The 15,400-nt window shown below is 59.4% G+C and carries 15 protein-coding genes and 1 pseudogene; 5 read left to right on the top strand and 11 right to left on the bottom strand.

Going from position 1 to position 15,400, the window contains the following annotated elements; translation table 11 throughout:
• Positions 1–7: 7 nt before the first annotated feature.
• The 7 genes from cyoD to hmpA all read right to left on the bottom strand — a co-directional run bounded on the left by cyoD (position 8) and on the right by hmpA (position 7,281).
• The gene (gene cyoD, locus OC71_RS17295) at positions 8–343 is read right to left on the bottom strand and encodes a cytochrome o ubiquinol oxidase subunit IV (RefSeq protein WP_041071757.1); all 336 of its coding nucleotides are present in this window, start codon (positions 341–343) and stop codon (positions 8–10) included.
• Positions 343–966 (bottom strand): cytochrome o ubiquinol oxidase subunit III, encoded by a 624-nt coding sequence (cyoC, locus tag OC71_RS17290; RefSeq protein WP_003227982.1) that lies wholly within the window; start codon positions 964–966, stop codon positions 343–345. Before cyoC ends, cyoD begins: the two co-directional genes overlap by 1 nt.
• Positions 967–969: 3 nt before the next feature.
• Positions 970–2,997, bottom strand: a complete 2,028-nt coding sequence (gene cyoB / locus OC71_RS17285) for a cytochrome o ubiquinol oxidase subunit I (protein ID WP_003227984.1) — start codon at positions 2,995–2,997, stop codon at positions 970–972.
• Between the two features lie 3 nt (positions 2,998–3,000).
• The gene (cyoA, locus tag OC71_RS17280; RefSeq protein ID WP_027612162.1) at positions 3,001–3,942 is read right to left on the bottom strand and encodes a ubiquinol oxidase subunit II; all 942 of its coding nucleotides are present in this window, start codon (positions 3,940–3,942) and stop codon (positions 3,001–3,003) included.
• A gap of 826 nt (positions 3,943–4,768) precedes the next feature.
• Positions 4,769–5,278 carry a disulfide bond formation protein B gene (locus OC71_RS17275; RefSeq protein ID WP_025109264.1) on the bottom strand — a complete coding sequence of 170 codons (510 nt, stop codon included), beginning with the start codon at positions 5,276–5,278 and terminating at the stop codon, positions 4,769–4,771.
• 25 nt (positions 5,279–5,303) lie between these two features.
• Positions 5,304–5,864 carry an ester cyclase gene (locus OC71_RS17270; RefSeq protein ID WP_041071753.1) on the bottom strand — a complete coding sequence of 187 codons (561 nt, stop codon included), beginning with the start codon at positions 5,862–5,864 and terminating at the stop codon, positions 5,304–5,306.
• A 235-nt stretch (positions 5,865–6,099) separates the two neighbouring features.
• Complete coding sequence (gene hmpA / locus OC71_RS17265; protein WP_041071751.1) at positions 6,100–7,281, bottom strand: NO-inducible flavohemoprotein; 1,182 nt, start codon at positions 7,279–7,281, stop codon at positions 6,100–6,102.
• Positions 7,282–7,442: 161 nt separating this feature from the next.
• On the opposite strand from hmpA, the gene norR reads away from it, so the two are divergent.
• The 5 genes from norR (at position 7,443) to OC71_RS17240 (ending at position 11,963) form a co-directional block, all read left to right on the top strand.
• Complete coding sequence (gene norR, locus OC71_RS17260; RefSeq protein WP_041071749.1) at positions 7,443–8,996, top strand: nitric oxide reductase transcriptional regulator NorR; 1,554 nt, start codon at positions 7,443–7,445, stop codon at positions 8,994–8,996.
• 261 nt (positions 8,997–9,257) lie between these two features.
• Positions 9,258–10,160 carry a chemotaxis protein CheV gene (locus OC71_RS17255; RefSeq protein ID WP_007968390.1) on the top strand — a complete coding sequence of 301 codons (903 nt, stop codon included), beginning with the start codon at positions 9,258–9,260 and terminating at the stop codon, positions 10,158–10,160.
• A 27-nt stretch (positions 10,161–10,187) separates the two neighbouring features.
• Positions 10,188–10,646 (top strand): GNAT family N-acetyltransferase, encoded by a 459-nt coding sequence (locus OC71_RS17250; protein WP_041071747.1) that lies wholly within the window; start codon positions 10,188–10,190, stop codon positions 10,644–10,646.
• Positions 10,647–10,803: 157 nt separating this feature from the next.
• Positions 10,804–11,127, top strand: coding sequence for a hypothetical protein (locus OC71_RS17245; RefSeq protein ID WP_041071745.1), 324 nt, complete (start codon positions 10,804–10,806; stop codon positions 11,125–11,127).
• 86 nt (positions 11,128–11,213) lie between these two features.
• Positions 11,214–11,963 (top strand): YkgJ family cysteine cluster protein, encoded by a 750-nt coding sequence (locus OC71_RS17240; protein ID WP_041071743.1) that lies wholly within the window; start codon positions 11,214–11,216, stop codon positions 11,961–11,963.
• Positions 11,964–12,103: 140 nt separating this feature from the next.
• Here the strand turns inward: OC71_RS17240 and OC71_RS17235 are convergent, their stop codons facing one another.
• From OC71_RS17235 to OC71_RS17225, 4 genes and pseudogenes are all read right to left on the bottom strand, one after another.
• Complete coding sequence (locus OC71_RS17235) at positions 12,104–13,207, bottom strand: methyl-accepting chemotaxis protein (protein ID WP_371260426.1); 1,104 nt, start codon at positions 13,205–13,207, stop codon at positions 12,104–12,106.
• Positions 13,208–13,411: 204 nt separating this feature from the next.
• A pseudogene (locus OC71_RS28790) lies at positions 13,412–13,693 on the bottom strand (PAS domain-containing protein); the annotation flags it as partial.
• 148 nt (positions 13,694–13,841) lie between these two features.
• Positions 13,842–14,081 carry a hypothetical protein gene (locus OC71_RS17230; protein ID WP_041071739.1) on the bottom strand — a complete coding sequence of 80 codons (240 nt, stop codon included), beginning with the start codon at positions 14,079–14,081 and terminating at the stop codon, positions 13,842–13,844.
• Between the two features lie 310 nt (positions 14,082–14,391).
• Complete coding sequence (locus OC71_RS17225; protein ID WP_041071736.1) at positions 14,392–14,754, bottom strand: DUF6124 family protein; 363 nt, start codon at positions 14,752–14,754, stop codon at positions 14,392–14,394.
• Positions 14,755–15,400 lie beyond the last annotated feature (646 nt).

Raw genomic sequence — 15,400 nt, 5'->3', positions numbered from 1 at the left:
GTCTACCTCACTTCGCCATCATGTACGTGTGGATGCTGAACATGATCCACAGCGACAGGCCAACCAGCAGCAGGATCACGATGGCCGTAAAGACAAACGCGATCACGTTGTTACGTTGTGCAATCGAACGGTCCAGGTGCAGGAAGTAGTACAGGTGAACGATCACCTGGATTACCGCGAACAGCAGGACGATTGCCAGCGTCGTGGACTTCGGCAAGGTCGGGTACATCACCAGGCCGAACGGGATGACGGTCAGGATCACCGACAGGATGAAGCCGATGGCGTACGACTTTACGCTGCCGTGGCCAGCATCATGGCTGTCATGGGAGTGTGCATTAGCCATTACAGGGTCCCCATCAGGTAAACAACGGTGAATACGCAGATCCACACCACGTCCAGGAAGTGCCAGAACAGGCTCAGGCAGCTCAGACGGGTCTTGTTGGTCGCCGTCAGGCCGTGCTTGTTGACCTGGTACATCATGATGCCCATCCAGATCAGACCCGCGGATACGTGCAGACCGTGGGTACCGACCAGGGTGAAGAACGCCGACAGGAAGCCGGAACGGCTAGGACCGAAGCCCTCGGAGATCAGCAGGTGGAACTCGTTGATCTCCATGGCGATGAAGCCTGCGCCGAGCAGGAAGGTCATGAACAACCAGCCCAGAACCTGCTGCTTCTTGCCTTTGTACAACGCCAGCATGGCGAAGCCGTAGGTGATCGAACTGAACAACAGCAGAGCGGTTTCGCCCAGCACGTATGGCAGTTCGAAGATGTCGTGGCCCGACGGGCCACCGGCAACGTTGTTTACCAGTACTGCGTACACCGCGAAGATCGACGCAAACAGAATGCAGTCGGTCATCAGGTAAAGCCAGAAACCGTATACGGTCATCTCGCCCGAGTCGTGGTGATGGTCATCGTGCCCATGGTCACCATGGGCGTGTCCAACATTGGTCACTAAGTTCGACATGGTTTAAGCCTGTTCCAACGAGGTTACACGGGTGGCATTGGCCGGGATTTTCCCTGCCGCGACCAGACGCTTGTGCTGCTCGGCTTCGATGCGCTCGATCGTTTCAACCGGAACCATGTAGCCCTGGTCGTCACGTGCCGCGTGGATCACGAAGTAGATGACAGTGCCGGCCAGGCTGGCGATCGCCAACCACCAGATGTGCCAGATCATCGCGAAACCGAAGACGGTCAGCAGTGCGCCCATCACCACGCCAGTGGCGGTGTTGTTCGGCATGTGAATCGGCTCGTACTTGGCCGGAGCCTGGTACGCAGTACCGTTTTCCTTGGCTTCGGTGAACGGGTCGATGCAGTCAGCCTTAGGCAGCACAGCAAAGTTGTAGAACGGAGGTGGCGACGAGGTCGACCATTCCAGAGTGTGGGCATTCCACGGGTCACCGTGTTCGCACATGTTCTCTGGCTTGTTGCGGTCACGCACACTGACGTACAGCTGGATCAGTTGGCAGGCGATACCGACAGCGATCATCACCGCACCGAACATGGCAACGTACAGGTACGGTACCCACTCAGGGTTGGTGGTGGCGTTCAGACGACGGGTCATGCCCATGAAGCCCAGTGCATAGAGCGGCATGAACGCGACGAAGAAGCCCGAGATCCAGAACCAGAACGCTGCTTTACCCCAGCCTTCGTGCAGCTTGAAGCCGAACGCTTTCGGGAAGTAGAAGCCGAAACCTGCGATGTAGCCGAATACCGCGCCGCCGATGATCACGTTGTGGAAGTGCGCGATCACGAACAGGCTGTTGTGCAGAACGAAGTCAGCACCCGGAATGGCCAGCAGTACGCCGGTCATGCCGCCGATGGCGAAGGTCACCATGAAGCCCAGGGTCCACATGACCTGGCTGGTGAAGCGCAGACGGCCCTGGTAGATGGTGAACAGCCAGTTGAACAGTTTCACACCCGTCGGGATGGAAATCAGCATCGTCGCCAGACCGAAGAAGGCGTTGACGCTGGCACCCGAACCCATAGTGAAGAAGTGGTGCAGCCAAACCATGAAGCCCAGTACCGAGATCGCGCCCGAAGCGTAGATCATCGAGTGGTGGCCGAACAGTTTCTTGCCGGTGAACGCCGAGATCACTTCCGAGAAGATGCCGAATGCCGGCAGGATCAGGATGTAAACCTCAGGGTGGCCCCAGGCCCAGAACAGGTTGACGTACATCATTGGATTGCCACCAAGTTCATTGGTGAAAATGTGGAAATCCATGTAACGGTCGAGGGTCAGCAGTGCCAGGGTAGCGGTCAGGATCGGGAACGAAGCCACGATCAGGACGTTAGCCCAGGTGCAGGTCCAGGTGAAGATCGGCATGTCCATCAGTTTCATGCCAGGGGTACGCATTTTCAGCACGGTGGCGAGGAAGTTGACCCCCGTCAGCGTCGTACCCAACCCGGATAGCTGTAGCGCCCAGATGTAGTAGTCCATCCCCACGCCAGGGCTGTATTGCAGACCCGACAGCGGCGGATAGGCAACCCAGCCGGTCTTGGCGAATTCGCCGACGCCCAGGGACAGGTTGATCAGCACCACGCCGGACACCAGCAGCCAGAAGCTCAGGGAGTTCAGGAACGGGAAGGCAACGTCACGCGCGCCGATCTGCAGCGGCACTGCAAGGTTCATCAGGCCGGTGAAGAATGGCATCGCCATGAAGATGATCATGATCACACCGTGAGCGGTGAAGATCTGGTCATAGTGTTCAGGCGGCAGGTAGCCAGGCGAACCCTCGGTGGCCATGGCCAGCTGGGTACGCATCATGATGGCGTCGGCAAAGCCACGCAGCAGCATGACCATGGCAACGATGATGTACATCACGCCGATTTTCTTGTGGTCGACCGACGTCAGCCACTCGGTCCACAAGTAGGTCCACTTCTTGAAGTAGGTGATTGCAGCGAACAACGCCAGACCACCGAGCGCGATCATCGAGATGGTGACCATCACGATCGGCTCGTGGAAAGGGATCGCTTCCCAACTTAATTTACCAAACATCGTTTACTCCTCTGCCCCGGCAGCTGAATGCGAATTCGAGTCCATGTCCGTTGCCGCCACTTCTTTCTCTTTCTTCTCGTGCTTCAGCGGCTTGCCCGGTTTCATGCCTTCGTACTTGTCGACGATGGTCTGGAACAGGTTCGGCGTGACCGAGGAGTAGAGCTCGACTGGATTGTTCTGGCTTGGCTTGGCAAGGGCTGCGTATTCAGCTTGTTCAAGCTGTTTAGGTGCCTTTTTGACTTCACTTACCCAGGCGTCGAAATCTTCCTGAGAAGTTGCGATCGCTTTGAATTTCATACCGGTGAAACCGGCACCGCTGTAGTTGGCGGAGATACCGTCCATTTCAGCGTTGCGGTCAGCGATCAGGTGCAGTTTGGTGGTCATGCCCGCCATCGCGTAGATCTGGCCGCCCAGGCCCGGGATGAAGAACGAGTTCATCACGGCGTCGGAGGTGATCCGGAAGTTGACCGGGGTATGCGCCGGGAACACGATCTTGTTGACCGTGGCAATGCCTTGTTCCGGGTAGATGAACAGCCACTTCCAGTCCAGCGCAACGACTTCGATGGTCACCGGCTTGACGTCGGATTCAATCGGACGGTACGGGTCCAGTTTGTGGGTCGAAATGTAGGTGATGTAACCCAGGGCGATGATGATCAGAACCGGGATGGTCCAGACCGCCACTTCGATTTTGGTCGAGTGCGACCATTTCGGGGTGTAGACGGCATCCTTGTTGGACGCGCGGTACTTCCAGGCGAACAGGAAGGTCATGACGATAACCGGCACAACGACCAACAGCATCAGCAGCGTGGCGGTGATGATCAGGTTGCGCTGTTCCAGGCCGACCTGGCCCGTTGGATTGAGCAGGGTCATGTTGCAGCCTCCCAGCAACAACGTGCCGAGCAGCGGCACTAGGCCTAGTAATCTGGGGTACCTGTTTTTACTCATCTCACGACCTCTAAAGCAGCTTGCGCAATGCAGTTGGGTTTTGATCGCCAACACTTCACCCTGCCAAGGGTTGGCATTTTCTTTGGATTGAATAAGGGCCGCCCGTCGCGCGTCAGACGCTCGACAAAACCTTGGGACAGCGGTCAGTTCTTATTCGAATTCGTGGTCAAAGGCCTTGTTACAGACCAATTCCATTTGGTGCGGAAAGTTGGAAGGCACCGACACCTGGGTGTCTCGAAAGCCTTTCGGCCTGCTCGACACCCGACTTCCTGTCCAGTTCCTTAATAAAGGTTGAACAGTGCCGGGAATTCAGTGCGGGCGATTGTAGATAGGTAGCGCCCTATACACCATGTCTTATCCCGAAATAATTTTTATCGCTCAGAGCAACAATCCATCACCGTTTTTGCAAAAGTTCCGCATGTTATCGAAATCGATTCTCAACAAAAACACCAAAAAATGTAGGCCTATACACCTCAGTTCAGACAGCTCCTAAGGCTTTTTCCCGACACCGAATCGGCGCAAAGCCCGATATTCAAAGGCCTCTGGCCATCTGCCAGAGCCTGTTAAAACTGCCTGATCTGGCACCCACGTGCAAAACCAGAAAAATGCCGAAACAGACCAATCCTTTTTTGTAACATTACGCCAATCCGGGTTGCTGAAACGCCCTGCGACACGGCGTGTGTGACAACATGTCGCACACCTGTCGCACGCTCCATTGCCGTTCGTCACGGTGATTTCACAAACTCTCTGAAATGCAAAACGCCCCGAGCGGCTGATCCGCAAATCGGGGCGTTTTCTGTATCGGCCAATCTGCCGAAGAGTTGACTCAGCGCAGTGCTTTTCGGTTACGCGAGGTCAGCAGCGGCACCAGGATCACCACCAGCACGAAGGCCACCAGCGCCCATTGCGCCAGCGACAGGCCGAGGATCGGCGGGTACGGCGTCGAGCAGAAACCGTCGACCTGGAAGCCCAGCGGGAAGATCTTCGCCAACGGCAGGTCGTCGACAATCGGCTGCAACACATCGATGCCGCAGCTCACCGCCGGATAGAACTGGGTGTACACGTGATGCCCGGCGACGCCGGCCCCGGCGATCGCGCAGATCACCACCAGCACCTCAAACACCGTGATGCTGCGGCGGGTGCGCATCGCCGCGCCGATAAACGCGAACAGCGCAATCAGCAGCAATGCATAACGCTGCAGGATGCACAGCGGGCATGGCGCCTCGCCCAGCACGATCTGCATGTACAGCGCACCACCGATCAGTGCCAGGCAGATGATGCCCAGCAGCACCAGAAAGCGCCGCTCACGTCCCAGTCGAATCGTTTCCTCGCTCATCGCGTTTCCCTTGTATGTCCATGGTTCAGCTGGCTGGCGGCTGCGCTTGCAGTTGCGCCATCAGACTGATGTTGTCTTCGATATGCCAATTGGCCGCGATGCGACCGTTGTCGATCTGATAGATATCGGTTGCCCGGAAGTCTACACGCTGGCCCTGCCCTTTGAGAGCCTTGAACGTACCGCTGAAGTGGCCGCGAAAGTGCAGATGCACCACCACGCGGTCACCGGCAATGATCATTTGCTCGATCTCGCAGCTCAGGTCTGGCACCGCCGTGCGAAAGAACTTCGATGCCAGCAACGGCCCGCTCGGGCCCTGCACCCGACCTTCGGGCGGGGTCTTGTCGACAAACTGCGGCGACAAGGCTGCCGTGGCCAGGGCCTCTTCCCCACTGTTCCAGAAACTGCCGTAACGCCGCGCCGCCAGTTCCATTGCATCACGTTGAGCCTTGGGCAGGCTCTGATCGACGATCAGGGTCTGTGGTGCGATCAACGCCGATTCGGCCGAAGCAAACGGACTGGCCAGCAAAGCAGCCGACAGGCCAAGCATTGCCAGGCTCGAACGAGAGGAGAAGATGATGTGCGACATGGGGGCGATCCTGATCAGTTAAACGAACGAGCGCCTATCATCAGCATCGGGGAATAAACGATAAACCGGTTAAGAAACGATTAACCTTTAAACACTTTTTAAGAATCAAGGTTGCGTAACGGCCATCGCGGGCAAGCCCGCTCCCACAGATTCAGCGTCGTTCACACATTCTGTGCACGCCACAAATCCTGTGGGAGCGGGCTTGCCCGCGATGCAGGCGACTCGGTGTTGACAATTACTCCAAAGCCGCCGCCGGCCCGAAGAACTCATAACGGCTCTGCTGCTCAGGCACACCCAGTGCTTTCAGATGCCGCTTGATCGCGCCCATGAAGCCCTTCGGCCCGAGGAAGTAAGCATCGACGTCACGTTGCGCCGGCAGCCATTCAGCCAATTGCTCTTGACTGAGCATTCCGACCTTGTCCGCCGCCGGGCTCACGCCGTCATCTTCGGCGTAGCAATAGAAGCGCTTGAGCTGCGGATGACGCGCCGCCAGCCCGTCGATCCAGTCGCGGAACGCATGCACGCTGCCGTTGCGCGCGCAGTGGATAAAGTGCACCGGGCGCTCGGTTTGCAACGCCGCTTCGAGCATCGCCAGGGTCGGGGTAATGCCGACACCGCCGCTGATCAGCACCAGCGGCTTGTCGCTGGCAGTCAGGGTGAACTCGCCCGATGGCGGGAACAGTTGAATGCTCGCGCCGACGTGCAGTTGATCGTGCAAATGGTTGGACGCACGACCACCCGGTTCGCGTTTGACGCTGATGCGGTACTGACCTTTATTGGCCAGTGCCGACAGCGAGTAATTACGGCGGATTTCTTCACCATCGAGGATCAGCTTCATGCCGATGTACTGACCCGGCTCGGCGGCAAGGATCGGACCTTTGTCCGCCGGCTCGAAGTAGAACGAAATGATTTCCGCGCTTTCCTCAACCTTGTCCACCACGATGAACTCCCGCGCCCCGCGCCAGCCGCCAAGCGCTTGTTCCTTCTGGTCGTAGATCGCCGCTTCAGCGCCAATCAGGATCTCGGCCAGTTGCCCGTACGCCGCGCCCCACGCGTTCATCACTTCCGGCGTGGCGATCTCGTCGCCGAGCACTTCGGAAATGGCGCGCAGCAGGCAGGTGCCGACAATCGGGTAGTGCTCCGGGAGGATTTGCAGGGCGACGTGTTTGTTGATGATCTTCGCCACCAGATCGCCCAACTGGTCGAGCTGATCGATGTGCCGGGCGTACATCAACACGCCATTGGCCAAGGCACGTGGCTGGTCGCCGCTGGCCTGATGCGCCTGATTGAACAACGGGCGGACTTCAGGGTATTCGGAGAGCATCATGCGGTAGAAGTGGGTGATCAGCGCTTCTCCGCCGCTTTCCAACAGAGGCACAGTGGATTTGACGATGGCACGATCCTGGACGCTAAGCATAAGAATGACTCCTGAGCTTTTTGAGAATTGCCTTAGGCTTATCAGCTTTCATGCCAGATATTTTATCGTTATAAATCAATAGCTTAATTTTTACGTAGTCATTTTGACACGAAGCACTTTATAGTCATATCGACCACATCGAGTCTCTTTGACTACATACCATGACCGCCAAATCCCTGCTCACCGCTTTACTGCCGCTGGTCTCCGACCTGTCCCGCGAACTGCCCGAAGGTGAACGCTATCGACGCCTGCTCGAAGCCCTGCGCGCCCTGCTGCCGTGCGATGCCGCCGCGTTGCTGCGCCTGGACGGCGAATGGCTGGTGCCGCTGGCGGTGGATGGTTTGAGCACCGACACCCTCGGCCGGCGCTTCAAGGTCAGCGAACATCCCCGTTTCGAGATCCTGCTGGACGGCGCCGGGCCGACACGGTTCGCCGCCGACAGCGACTTGCCCGATCCTTACGACGGCTTGGTCGATGGTCTGGGCGATCATCTCGAAGTGCATGACTGCCTCGGCTGCCCGCTGTTCGTCGACGAAAAACTCTGGGGCCTGATCACCCTCGATGCGCTTGATCCAGAGCGTTTCGAACCGATCGAACTCGACGCCCTGCAAGCCTTCGCCAGCCTCGCCTCAGCCACGGTCAACGCCGCCGAACGCATCGAACGCCTGGCGCTGCGCGCCGAAGACGAGCATCAGCGCGCCGAGGTCTACCGCCAGGCGAGCGGCCAGCAGCAACGCGAAATGATCGGCCAGAGCAAGGCGCACAAACGGCTGGTGGAGGAAATCAATCTGGTCGGCGGCAGCGACCTGACCGTGTTGATCACCGGCGAAACCGGCGTTGGCAAGGAGCTGGTGGCGCAGGCGATCCACGCCGCCTCGCCGCGATCCGACAAACCGATCATCAGCCTCAACTGCGCCGCTCTGCCCGATACGTTGGTCGAAAGCGAACTGTTCGGCCACGTGCGCGGCGCCTTTACCGGCGCCACCAGCGACCGCCGCGGCAAGTTCGAACTGGCCAATGGCGGCACGCTGTTTCTCGATGAAGTCGGCGAACTGTCGCTGACCGTACAGGCCAAGTTGCTGCGCGTGCTGCAAAGCGGCCAGTTGCAGCGGCTCGGCTCGGACAAGGAACATCAGGTCGATGTGCGCCTGATCGCCGCGACCAACCGCGATCTGGCCGAAGAAGTGCGCAGCGGCCGCTACCGCGCCGACTTCTATCACCGCTTGAGCGTGTACCCGCTGCGGGTGCCGGCGCTGCGTGATCGCGGGCGCGACGTGTTGCTGCTCAGCGGCTTCTTTCTGGAACAGAACCGCTCGCGCATGGGCCTCAACAGCCTGCGCCTGAGCAGCGACGCCCAGGACGCGCTGCTCGCCTACACTTGGCCGGGCAACGTGCGCGAGCTGGAACACTTGATCGGGCGCAGTGCGCTGAAGGCGCTGGGCAACTGCAAGGTGCGACCGAAGATCCTCAGTTTGAGCGCGGCGGATCTGGATCTGCCGCGTGAGGTTGTGGATAACTCAATTGAGCCGGCTGCCGAGGTGCCCGCGATGCCGTTGATCAACGGCGATCTGCGCAGCGCCACCGAGCAATATCAGCGGCAGTTGATCAGTGCTGCGCTTGAGCGTCATCAGGATAACTGGGCGAGTGCGGCGCGGGAGTTGGGGCTGGACCGGGCGAATCTTGGGCGGATGGCAAAACGCCTTGGGATGAGATAGACCTCCATTGTGGCGAGGGAGCTTGCTCCCGCTCGGCTGCGCAGCAGTCGAAAAAACAGCGGACATGACCAACCTGATACACGGCGGTGGATGGTTATGGGAGCGCTTCGCACTCCAGCGGGAGCAAGCTCCCTCGCCACACCGTTTAACCCGGATTGGGGATTGAGCCTAAAGCCTGCCCCCGACAAGTCGATAACCCGGCATCAATAGTTTCTGGCGATTTGCACCCTCGCCCATCACCTTTTTCCACAGAAGGTTTATATGTCTTCCACCAAAGCCCGCGCAGATTCACTTTCGCTTCTGCTGTTTACCTTGCGCAGCGGCAAGCTGATGGCGATCAACCTGCTGAAAGTCAGTGAAATCATTCCCTGCCCGCCGCTGACCAAAATGCCCGAGTCACATCCGCACATCAAAGGCATTGCCACCCTGCGCGGCGCGTCGCTGTCGGTGATCGACCTCAGCCGCGCCATTGGCGAGCGACCGCTGGAAGACCCGAACGGCGGCTGCCTGATCGTTACCGACGTCAGCCGTTCGAAGCAGGGTCTGCATGTGCAGGCGGTGAGCAAAATCGTCCATTGCCTGACCACCGACATCAAGCCGCCACCGTTCGGCTCCGGCGGCTCGCGCGCCTACATCACCGGCGTGACCTCGGTCGACGGCACGCTGGTGCAAGTGCTCGACATCGAGAAAGTCATCCACAGCATCGCCCCGGCACAAATCGAAATGGCTCCGACCGACCTGAGCATGGAAGACGCCGAAGTGCTGGGCAATGCACGGATTCTGGTGGTCGACGACAGTCAGGTGGCGCTACAACAATCGGTGCACACTCTGCGCAACCTCGGCCTGCAATGCCACACCGCGCGCAGTGCCAAGGAAGCCATCGACTGCCTGCTGGATCTGCAAGGCACCGCGCAACAGATCAACCTGATCGTCTCCGACATCGAAATGTCCGAGATGGACGGCTACGCCTTCACCCGCACCCTGCGCGAGACGCCGGACTTCGCCCACCTCTACGTGCTGCTGCACACCTCGCTCGACAGCGCGATGAACAGCGAAAAGGCCCGCCTGGCCGGGGCTAACGCGGTGCTGACCAAGTTCTCTTCGCCGGAACTGACCCAGCGTTTGATCGAAGCCGCCAAACACGTCGCAGCCAACGGTCATTGAATCTTGAGCCAGACGTACTGCTTTTTGATGCGGCGCGACCTTCGTCAAGACGTGCCGCCGCCCCACTGGCCGGAAGGCATTGAACTGAGCGCTTACCGCCCGGAACTGGCGGCGGCGGTGCATCAGCTGATGCAACTCGGCTACCGTGAGGGCGGCGGTCGGGTGCCGGCACTGGAGGAATGGCAGCTGCGGTTTGAAAGCGATGCCGAATACGATCCCGAGTTGTGCTGGATTGCCACAGACGCCGAAGGCGTGATCGGTGTGGCGCAGTGCTGGACCAGTTCCTACATCAAGAATCTGGTGGTGCATCCCCGCGCTCAGGGCCGTGGACTGGGTCGGGCGTTGTTGTTGAATGCATTCAAGGTGTTTCAGCAAAGGCGCGAAGGATTTGTCGATCTGAAGGTGCTGGAAGACAATCTGCGGGCGCAGCGGTTGTATGAAAGTGCCGGGATGTTTGTGGTTCGCCGGGAAATCGTGCCGGACTGATTCAAAGTCAAAAGATCGCAGCCTTCGGCAGCTCCTACAATGGAACGCATTCTCTGTAGGAGCTGCCGCAGGCTGCGATCTTTTAGCGATGTCTCGACAACAAAATTCTTTAGGCATACTCCAACCTCTGGACACTCAAGACCAAGGATGCCGCCCCATGAAACCCCTCACCCTAAGCCTGCTCTGCCTCACCGCCCTCGCCTCACAGGCCCACGCCTCCAGCCCCGACGCCTGGGCCGCTTACGACAAAACCGTGCTCGCCAGTTGCACCAAGGCCAGCGGCCTGAAAGCTGCGAAACCGGTCGGCACACCCGCGCAATTCGATGACCGCGTTGGCTACACCGCCGTGCTGCTGCAAGGCCAATACCCGCAAAAACACATGAAAGGCCAGCAAGGCACTGAGCTGTGCCTGTACAGCAAAAAGTCGAAAACCGCGTTCGTCACCGAATGGGACTCGATTGGTCCGACCGCCAAGCCTTGAGGACTGGCGCACAACTTGCTTCGATCAGCCTCAGCCTGGCGACTTTATGTCGCCGTTTCACACTCTGATTGAAGATTGATCGTGCAATGAAAACGACATTTTCCTGCGTCGGTTGCGGCAAATGCTGCACCGACCACCATGTGCCCCTGACCCTCGACGAAGCCCGCATGTGGGCGGCGGACGGTGGTCAGGTGATCGTGCTGGTGGAGGCCTTTCTCGGCAACGGCCTGGGCCTGCCGGCGCAGCAGCGTGAACACGCCGAACGGCGTTCGCTGGTGGTACGCAGCGGCACGACCGAGGCCCACGTGGCAATCACCTTTGCCGCGTACAACGTCGGGCGCTGCCGGAATCTTGACGAAGAAAACCTGTGCCGCATCTACGAGCGCCGACCGTTGGTGTGCAGGATTTATCCGGCAGAAATCAATCCGCACATCCCGCTCAACCCGGCGGCCAAGGATTGCCCGCCAGAGTCGTGGCAACAGGGGCCGCTGCTGATTGTCGGCGGGGAGCTGGTCGATCAGGAACTGCTGGAGCTGATCCAGCGTTCGCGTCAGGCCGATCGCGATGACATCCGCATCAAGGATGCGATCTGCGCCGCACTGGGAATTCGCACCACAGCACTCAAGGGCGACGGGTTTACCGCGTATTTGCCGCAGATGGACGCTTTTGCGGCTGTGATCGATCAGGTGTCTTCACAGCCACTGAACACAGCATCCAGTGAATGGCTGTTTCATTTGTCCGGAGACGACGTGGCCGGGCAATTGCTGGCGGCCGGTGCGCAGGTAGTGACGGAGCCGGCGCAGACGTATGCGTTCATTTCGCTGCGGGCGGCTTGATCCAGATTTTGCAGAGATCGAACTGGCCTCATCGCTGGCAAGCCAGCTCCCACAAGGTTCCATGTCGTGCACAAGTCATGTGAACACTCGAGAAACCTGTGGGAGCTGGCTTGCCAGCGATGAGGCCAGTGGCAACAGCATCAATCCTGTCCTTGCCGCCGCCCCCAGAACTCCCGCGCCAGCAAGCGCAAATCCCCCGCCAACCCCGCCACATCCTCAGAGTTGCGCTGACTCAGCCGCCCCTCATCCACCGTCAATTCCGACGACGTGCGAATGCTGATGATATTGCGGTTGATGTCTTCGCTCACCGCGCTCTGCTGCTCCACCGCCGCGGCAATCTGCAGGCTCATTTCGGTGATCTGCTCGACCCGCTCGCTGATTCCATCGAGCGCCCGCGCCGCACGCTGTGCCTGTTCGACGCTGTTATCCACATGCTCACTGCTTTGCTGCATCACCAGCACCGCATCGCGCGCGCCATTTTGCAGGCTGCTGATCATCCGCTGGATCTCGTTGGTCGACTGCTGCGTGCGTTGCGCCAACCCGCGCACCTCATCGGCCACCACTGCAAAACCGCGCCCGGCATCACCAGCGCGCGCCGCTTCGATCGCCGCGTTGAGCGCCAGCAGATTGGTCTGCTCGGCAATGCTGCGGATCACCTCCATCACCCCGGAAATCTCGCTGCTGTGACCTTCGAGCTGATGAATCACCTCGGTCGCCCGCCGCAACTCCTCGGCCAGACGCAACACCGCACTGCGACTCTCGCCGACCAGCAAATGCCCTTCGCGGGTTTCCGTGCCGGCCATGTCCGCCGCCACCGAGGCCTGCTGCGCATGGCTGGCAACTTGCGCGACGCTGGCGGCCATCTGATGAATCGCCGCCGCCACCTGATCGGTTTCCGCTTGCTGCGCCAACGAACTGCTGTGGCTGCTTTGCAAATGATCAACCAGTTGCGCCGCATGCCCGGCCAACTGCTGCGATGCATCACCGATGCGCCCGACCACCGCGCCGACCTGGGCTTCGAGCATCTGCAGGGCAAACTCGATCTGGCCGAACTCATCGCTGCGCCCGGTGTAAATGCCCTGGCTCAACGGATTGTCCGCGATCTGCCGCGCCCGCTCGCTCAGCCGTTCCAGCGGACGCAGAATCCAGCGCACGCCTAATGCACAAACACTGCTGCCGACGACAAATGCCGTGCCATCGATCCATGCCGACTCCGGACGCAACCAGGCCTCGATCCCCAACACCAGACCCAGCAACGCACTGGCCAACACCGTGATCCTGCCGCGCAAACCTAGCCTGAGCAGCGGCCGCCGTCCCTTCATGTCGCCACGCAACTGCGCATAAACCCGCTCCGCCGCGGCCACCCACCGCGCATCAGGCCGGGTGCGCACCGACTGATACTCCACCGCCACGCCGTTCTGCGTGACCGGCGTGACATAGGCGCTGACCCAATAATGGTCGCCATTCTTGCAACGATTCTTCACCAGCCCCATCCACGAACGACCGCTCTTGAGCGTCTGCCACATATGGGCAAACGCCTGCGCCGGCATGTCCGGGTGACGCAACAAGTTGTGTCGCGTGCCGAGCAATTCGTCGCGGCTATAACCGCTGATCTGAATGAAATCGTCGTTGGCGTAAGTGATCGCGCTGGTCAGATCGGTGGTCGAAAGAATGTTCGCATCCAGCGCCACATCGACGTTACGGCCGGTTACCGGGAGATTGATCTTCATGGAAAGCGCGCTCGTTTTATGGGAAGAGTCGGCAGGGCTGCTGACTCTAAGCGCACCAATTGGTCAAATGTTGATCTGGCTCAGGGGATGAGCACTTAGCCATCACTGCGACCGAAAATCGCAGTGATGGCTGAAGGCGGGATGAAACTCAGCGCTTGCCCATCGAACGGCGGGTACCCGGCGGGGCCATGCCCGGGGTCTTGGTGTGGCCGTTCTTGGCGCCGTTCTTGTACCACGGCTGATTCGAACCCTTGGCAGCCGCCAGCTCCCCCGGTTTGAACGGGAACTTGAAAGCCGGGATCTCGGGTTTGGTTTCGCTGGCGTCAGTCAGCTCGGCCGGGACATCGCTCACGGCGTCGTCAACCGGCGGTTGGGTCGGGGAAGTCATAAAAGCTCCGCAAAGCAAAAAGTCGGGCCCGAACAGTGAGCCGCGAAGGCGCGCAGTATACCTGCGCGCCCGGACTCGGCACCTGAAGATTTGCAGCGTACGCCGAACGGTTTAGAGGTAAGTGATGGTGCCATGTTTCCCAAATCGGGAATGATCGGTCCCTTTTGGGGACCGGCTAACAACAATAGCCGGCAGAAATGTGTCGCCCGCACAGACGTCTTCGCGAGCAAGCTCGCTCCCACAGGTGGAGAGCGTTTCTCTGTGGGAGTGAGCCTGCTCTCGATGAACGATGACGCGGTGCTTGGGCGGATCAAGTGCGTGGATCAACCCGATCCAGCGCCCGGTTCACCGCCAGTTCGGCAAGCATGACGATTTGCTGGATCGCCAGCGCCGTGCTGCGTTGTGGGCCGCCGAGTTCGTTGGCGAAATTGCTGGCCATGGCACTGGCAGAGGCCAACGATTCGTAAGCGTGGGCGAGCAGGGTTTCGGTGTCGATGCCTGGGTTGACCAGAAACATGGTGCTTGGCTGTCGCGGCTGGACGGGTTGCGGACTGAGGTAAAAGTCGAGCACGCGTTTGATGGCTTCGCGGTTTTGGGCGAGGTCTTCAGCGCGGATGGCTTCGGCGAGCGGGGTTGTGGTTTCTACGGGAGGATCGGGTACGGGTTTCGACATTGAATTGATCTCTAATCATCTGATTAAAGCCATCTCTGTCGTTTCTCACGCGACGAAGAGGTGGCAGCTATGTGCGGAGTGAGAAACCGGTAAGAGATCAACCCGGCCGAACCGAAGTCCGCCCGCACACAGCCGCCATAGAAGATCGTCGGCAGCAAATAAGCTGGCGGCGATTATGGTGCGGCTGGCGCTTGATTAAAACCTCTTAGCGGGTTCTCACACCCGATCACCGATTTGCGGTGACAACCCAAGCCTAGAGACCGTGCTTCCGACGGACAACCTGAAAACCTTGTGGGAAGGTTCTGGTTTGCTCACACATTTTTAAACACAAACCCTCTCACTGTAGGAGCTGCCGAAGGCTGCGATCTTTTGACTTTGGCTTTCACAACTCAAAAGCGAGATCAAAAGATCGCAGCCTGCGGCAGCTCCTACAGGGAAAATAAGTACAACCCGCACGCGGCGCAGCCGCCCCACTCAACAGGATGAGCGCAAGCTCGGCTGCAGCTCTTGATCTTGATCCACGGGCGACATCGGAAGGCTGAGCGGAGGGATTGATCCGGGCGTGGGAGCGCAGCGACCGTTTGGCGCAGCCAAACACAGCGAGAGGAGGTGCAGCGAAGCAAACCGTAGGCGCTGCGCCCGGATC

This window comes from Pseudomonas sp. W15Feb9B, from assembly GCF_000828175.1.
GTDB lineage: Bacteria > Pseudomonadota > Gammaproteobacteria > Pseudomonadales > Pseudomonadaceae > Aquipseudomonas > Aquipseudomonas parakoreensis.
Note: the sequence above shows the minus strand (reverse complement) of the source record. Positions and strands in the feature narration are given on the sequence as shown.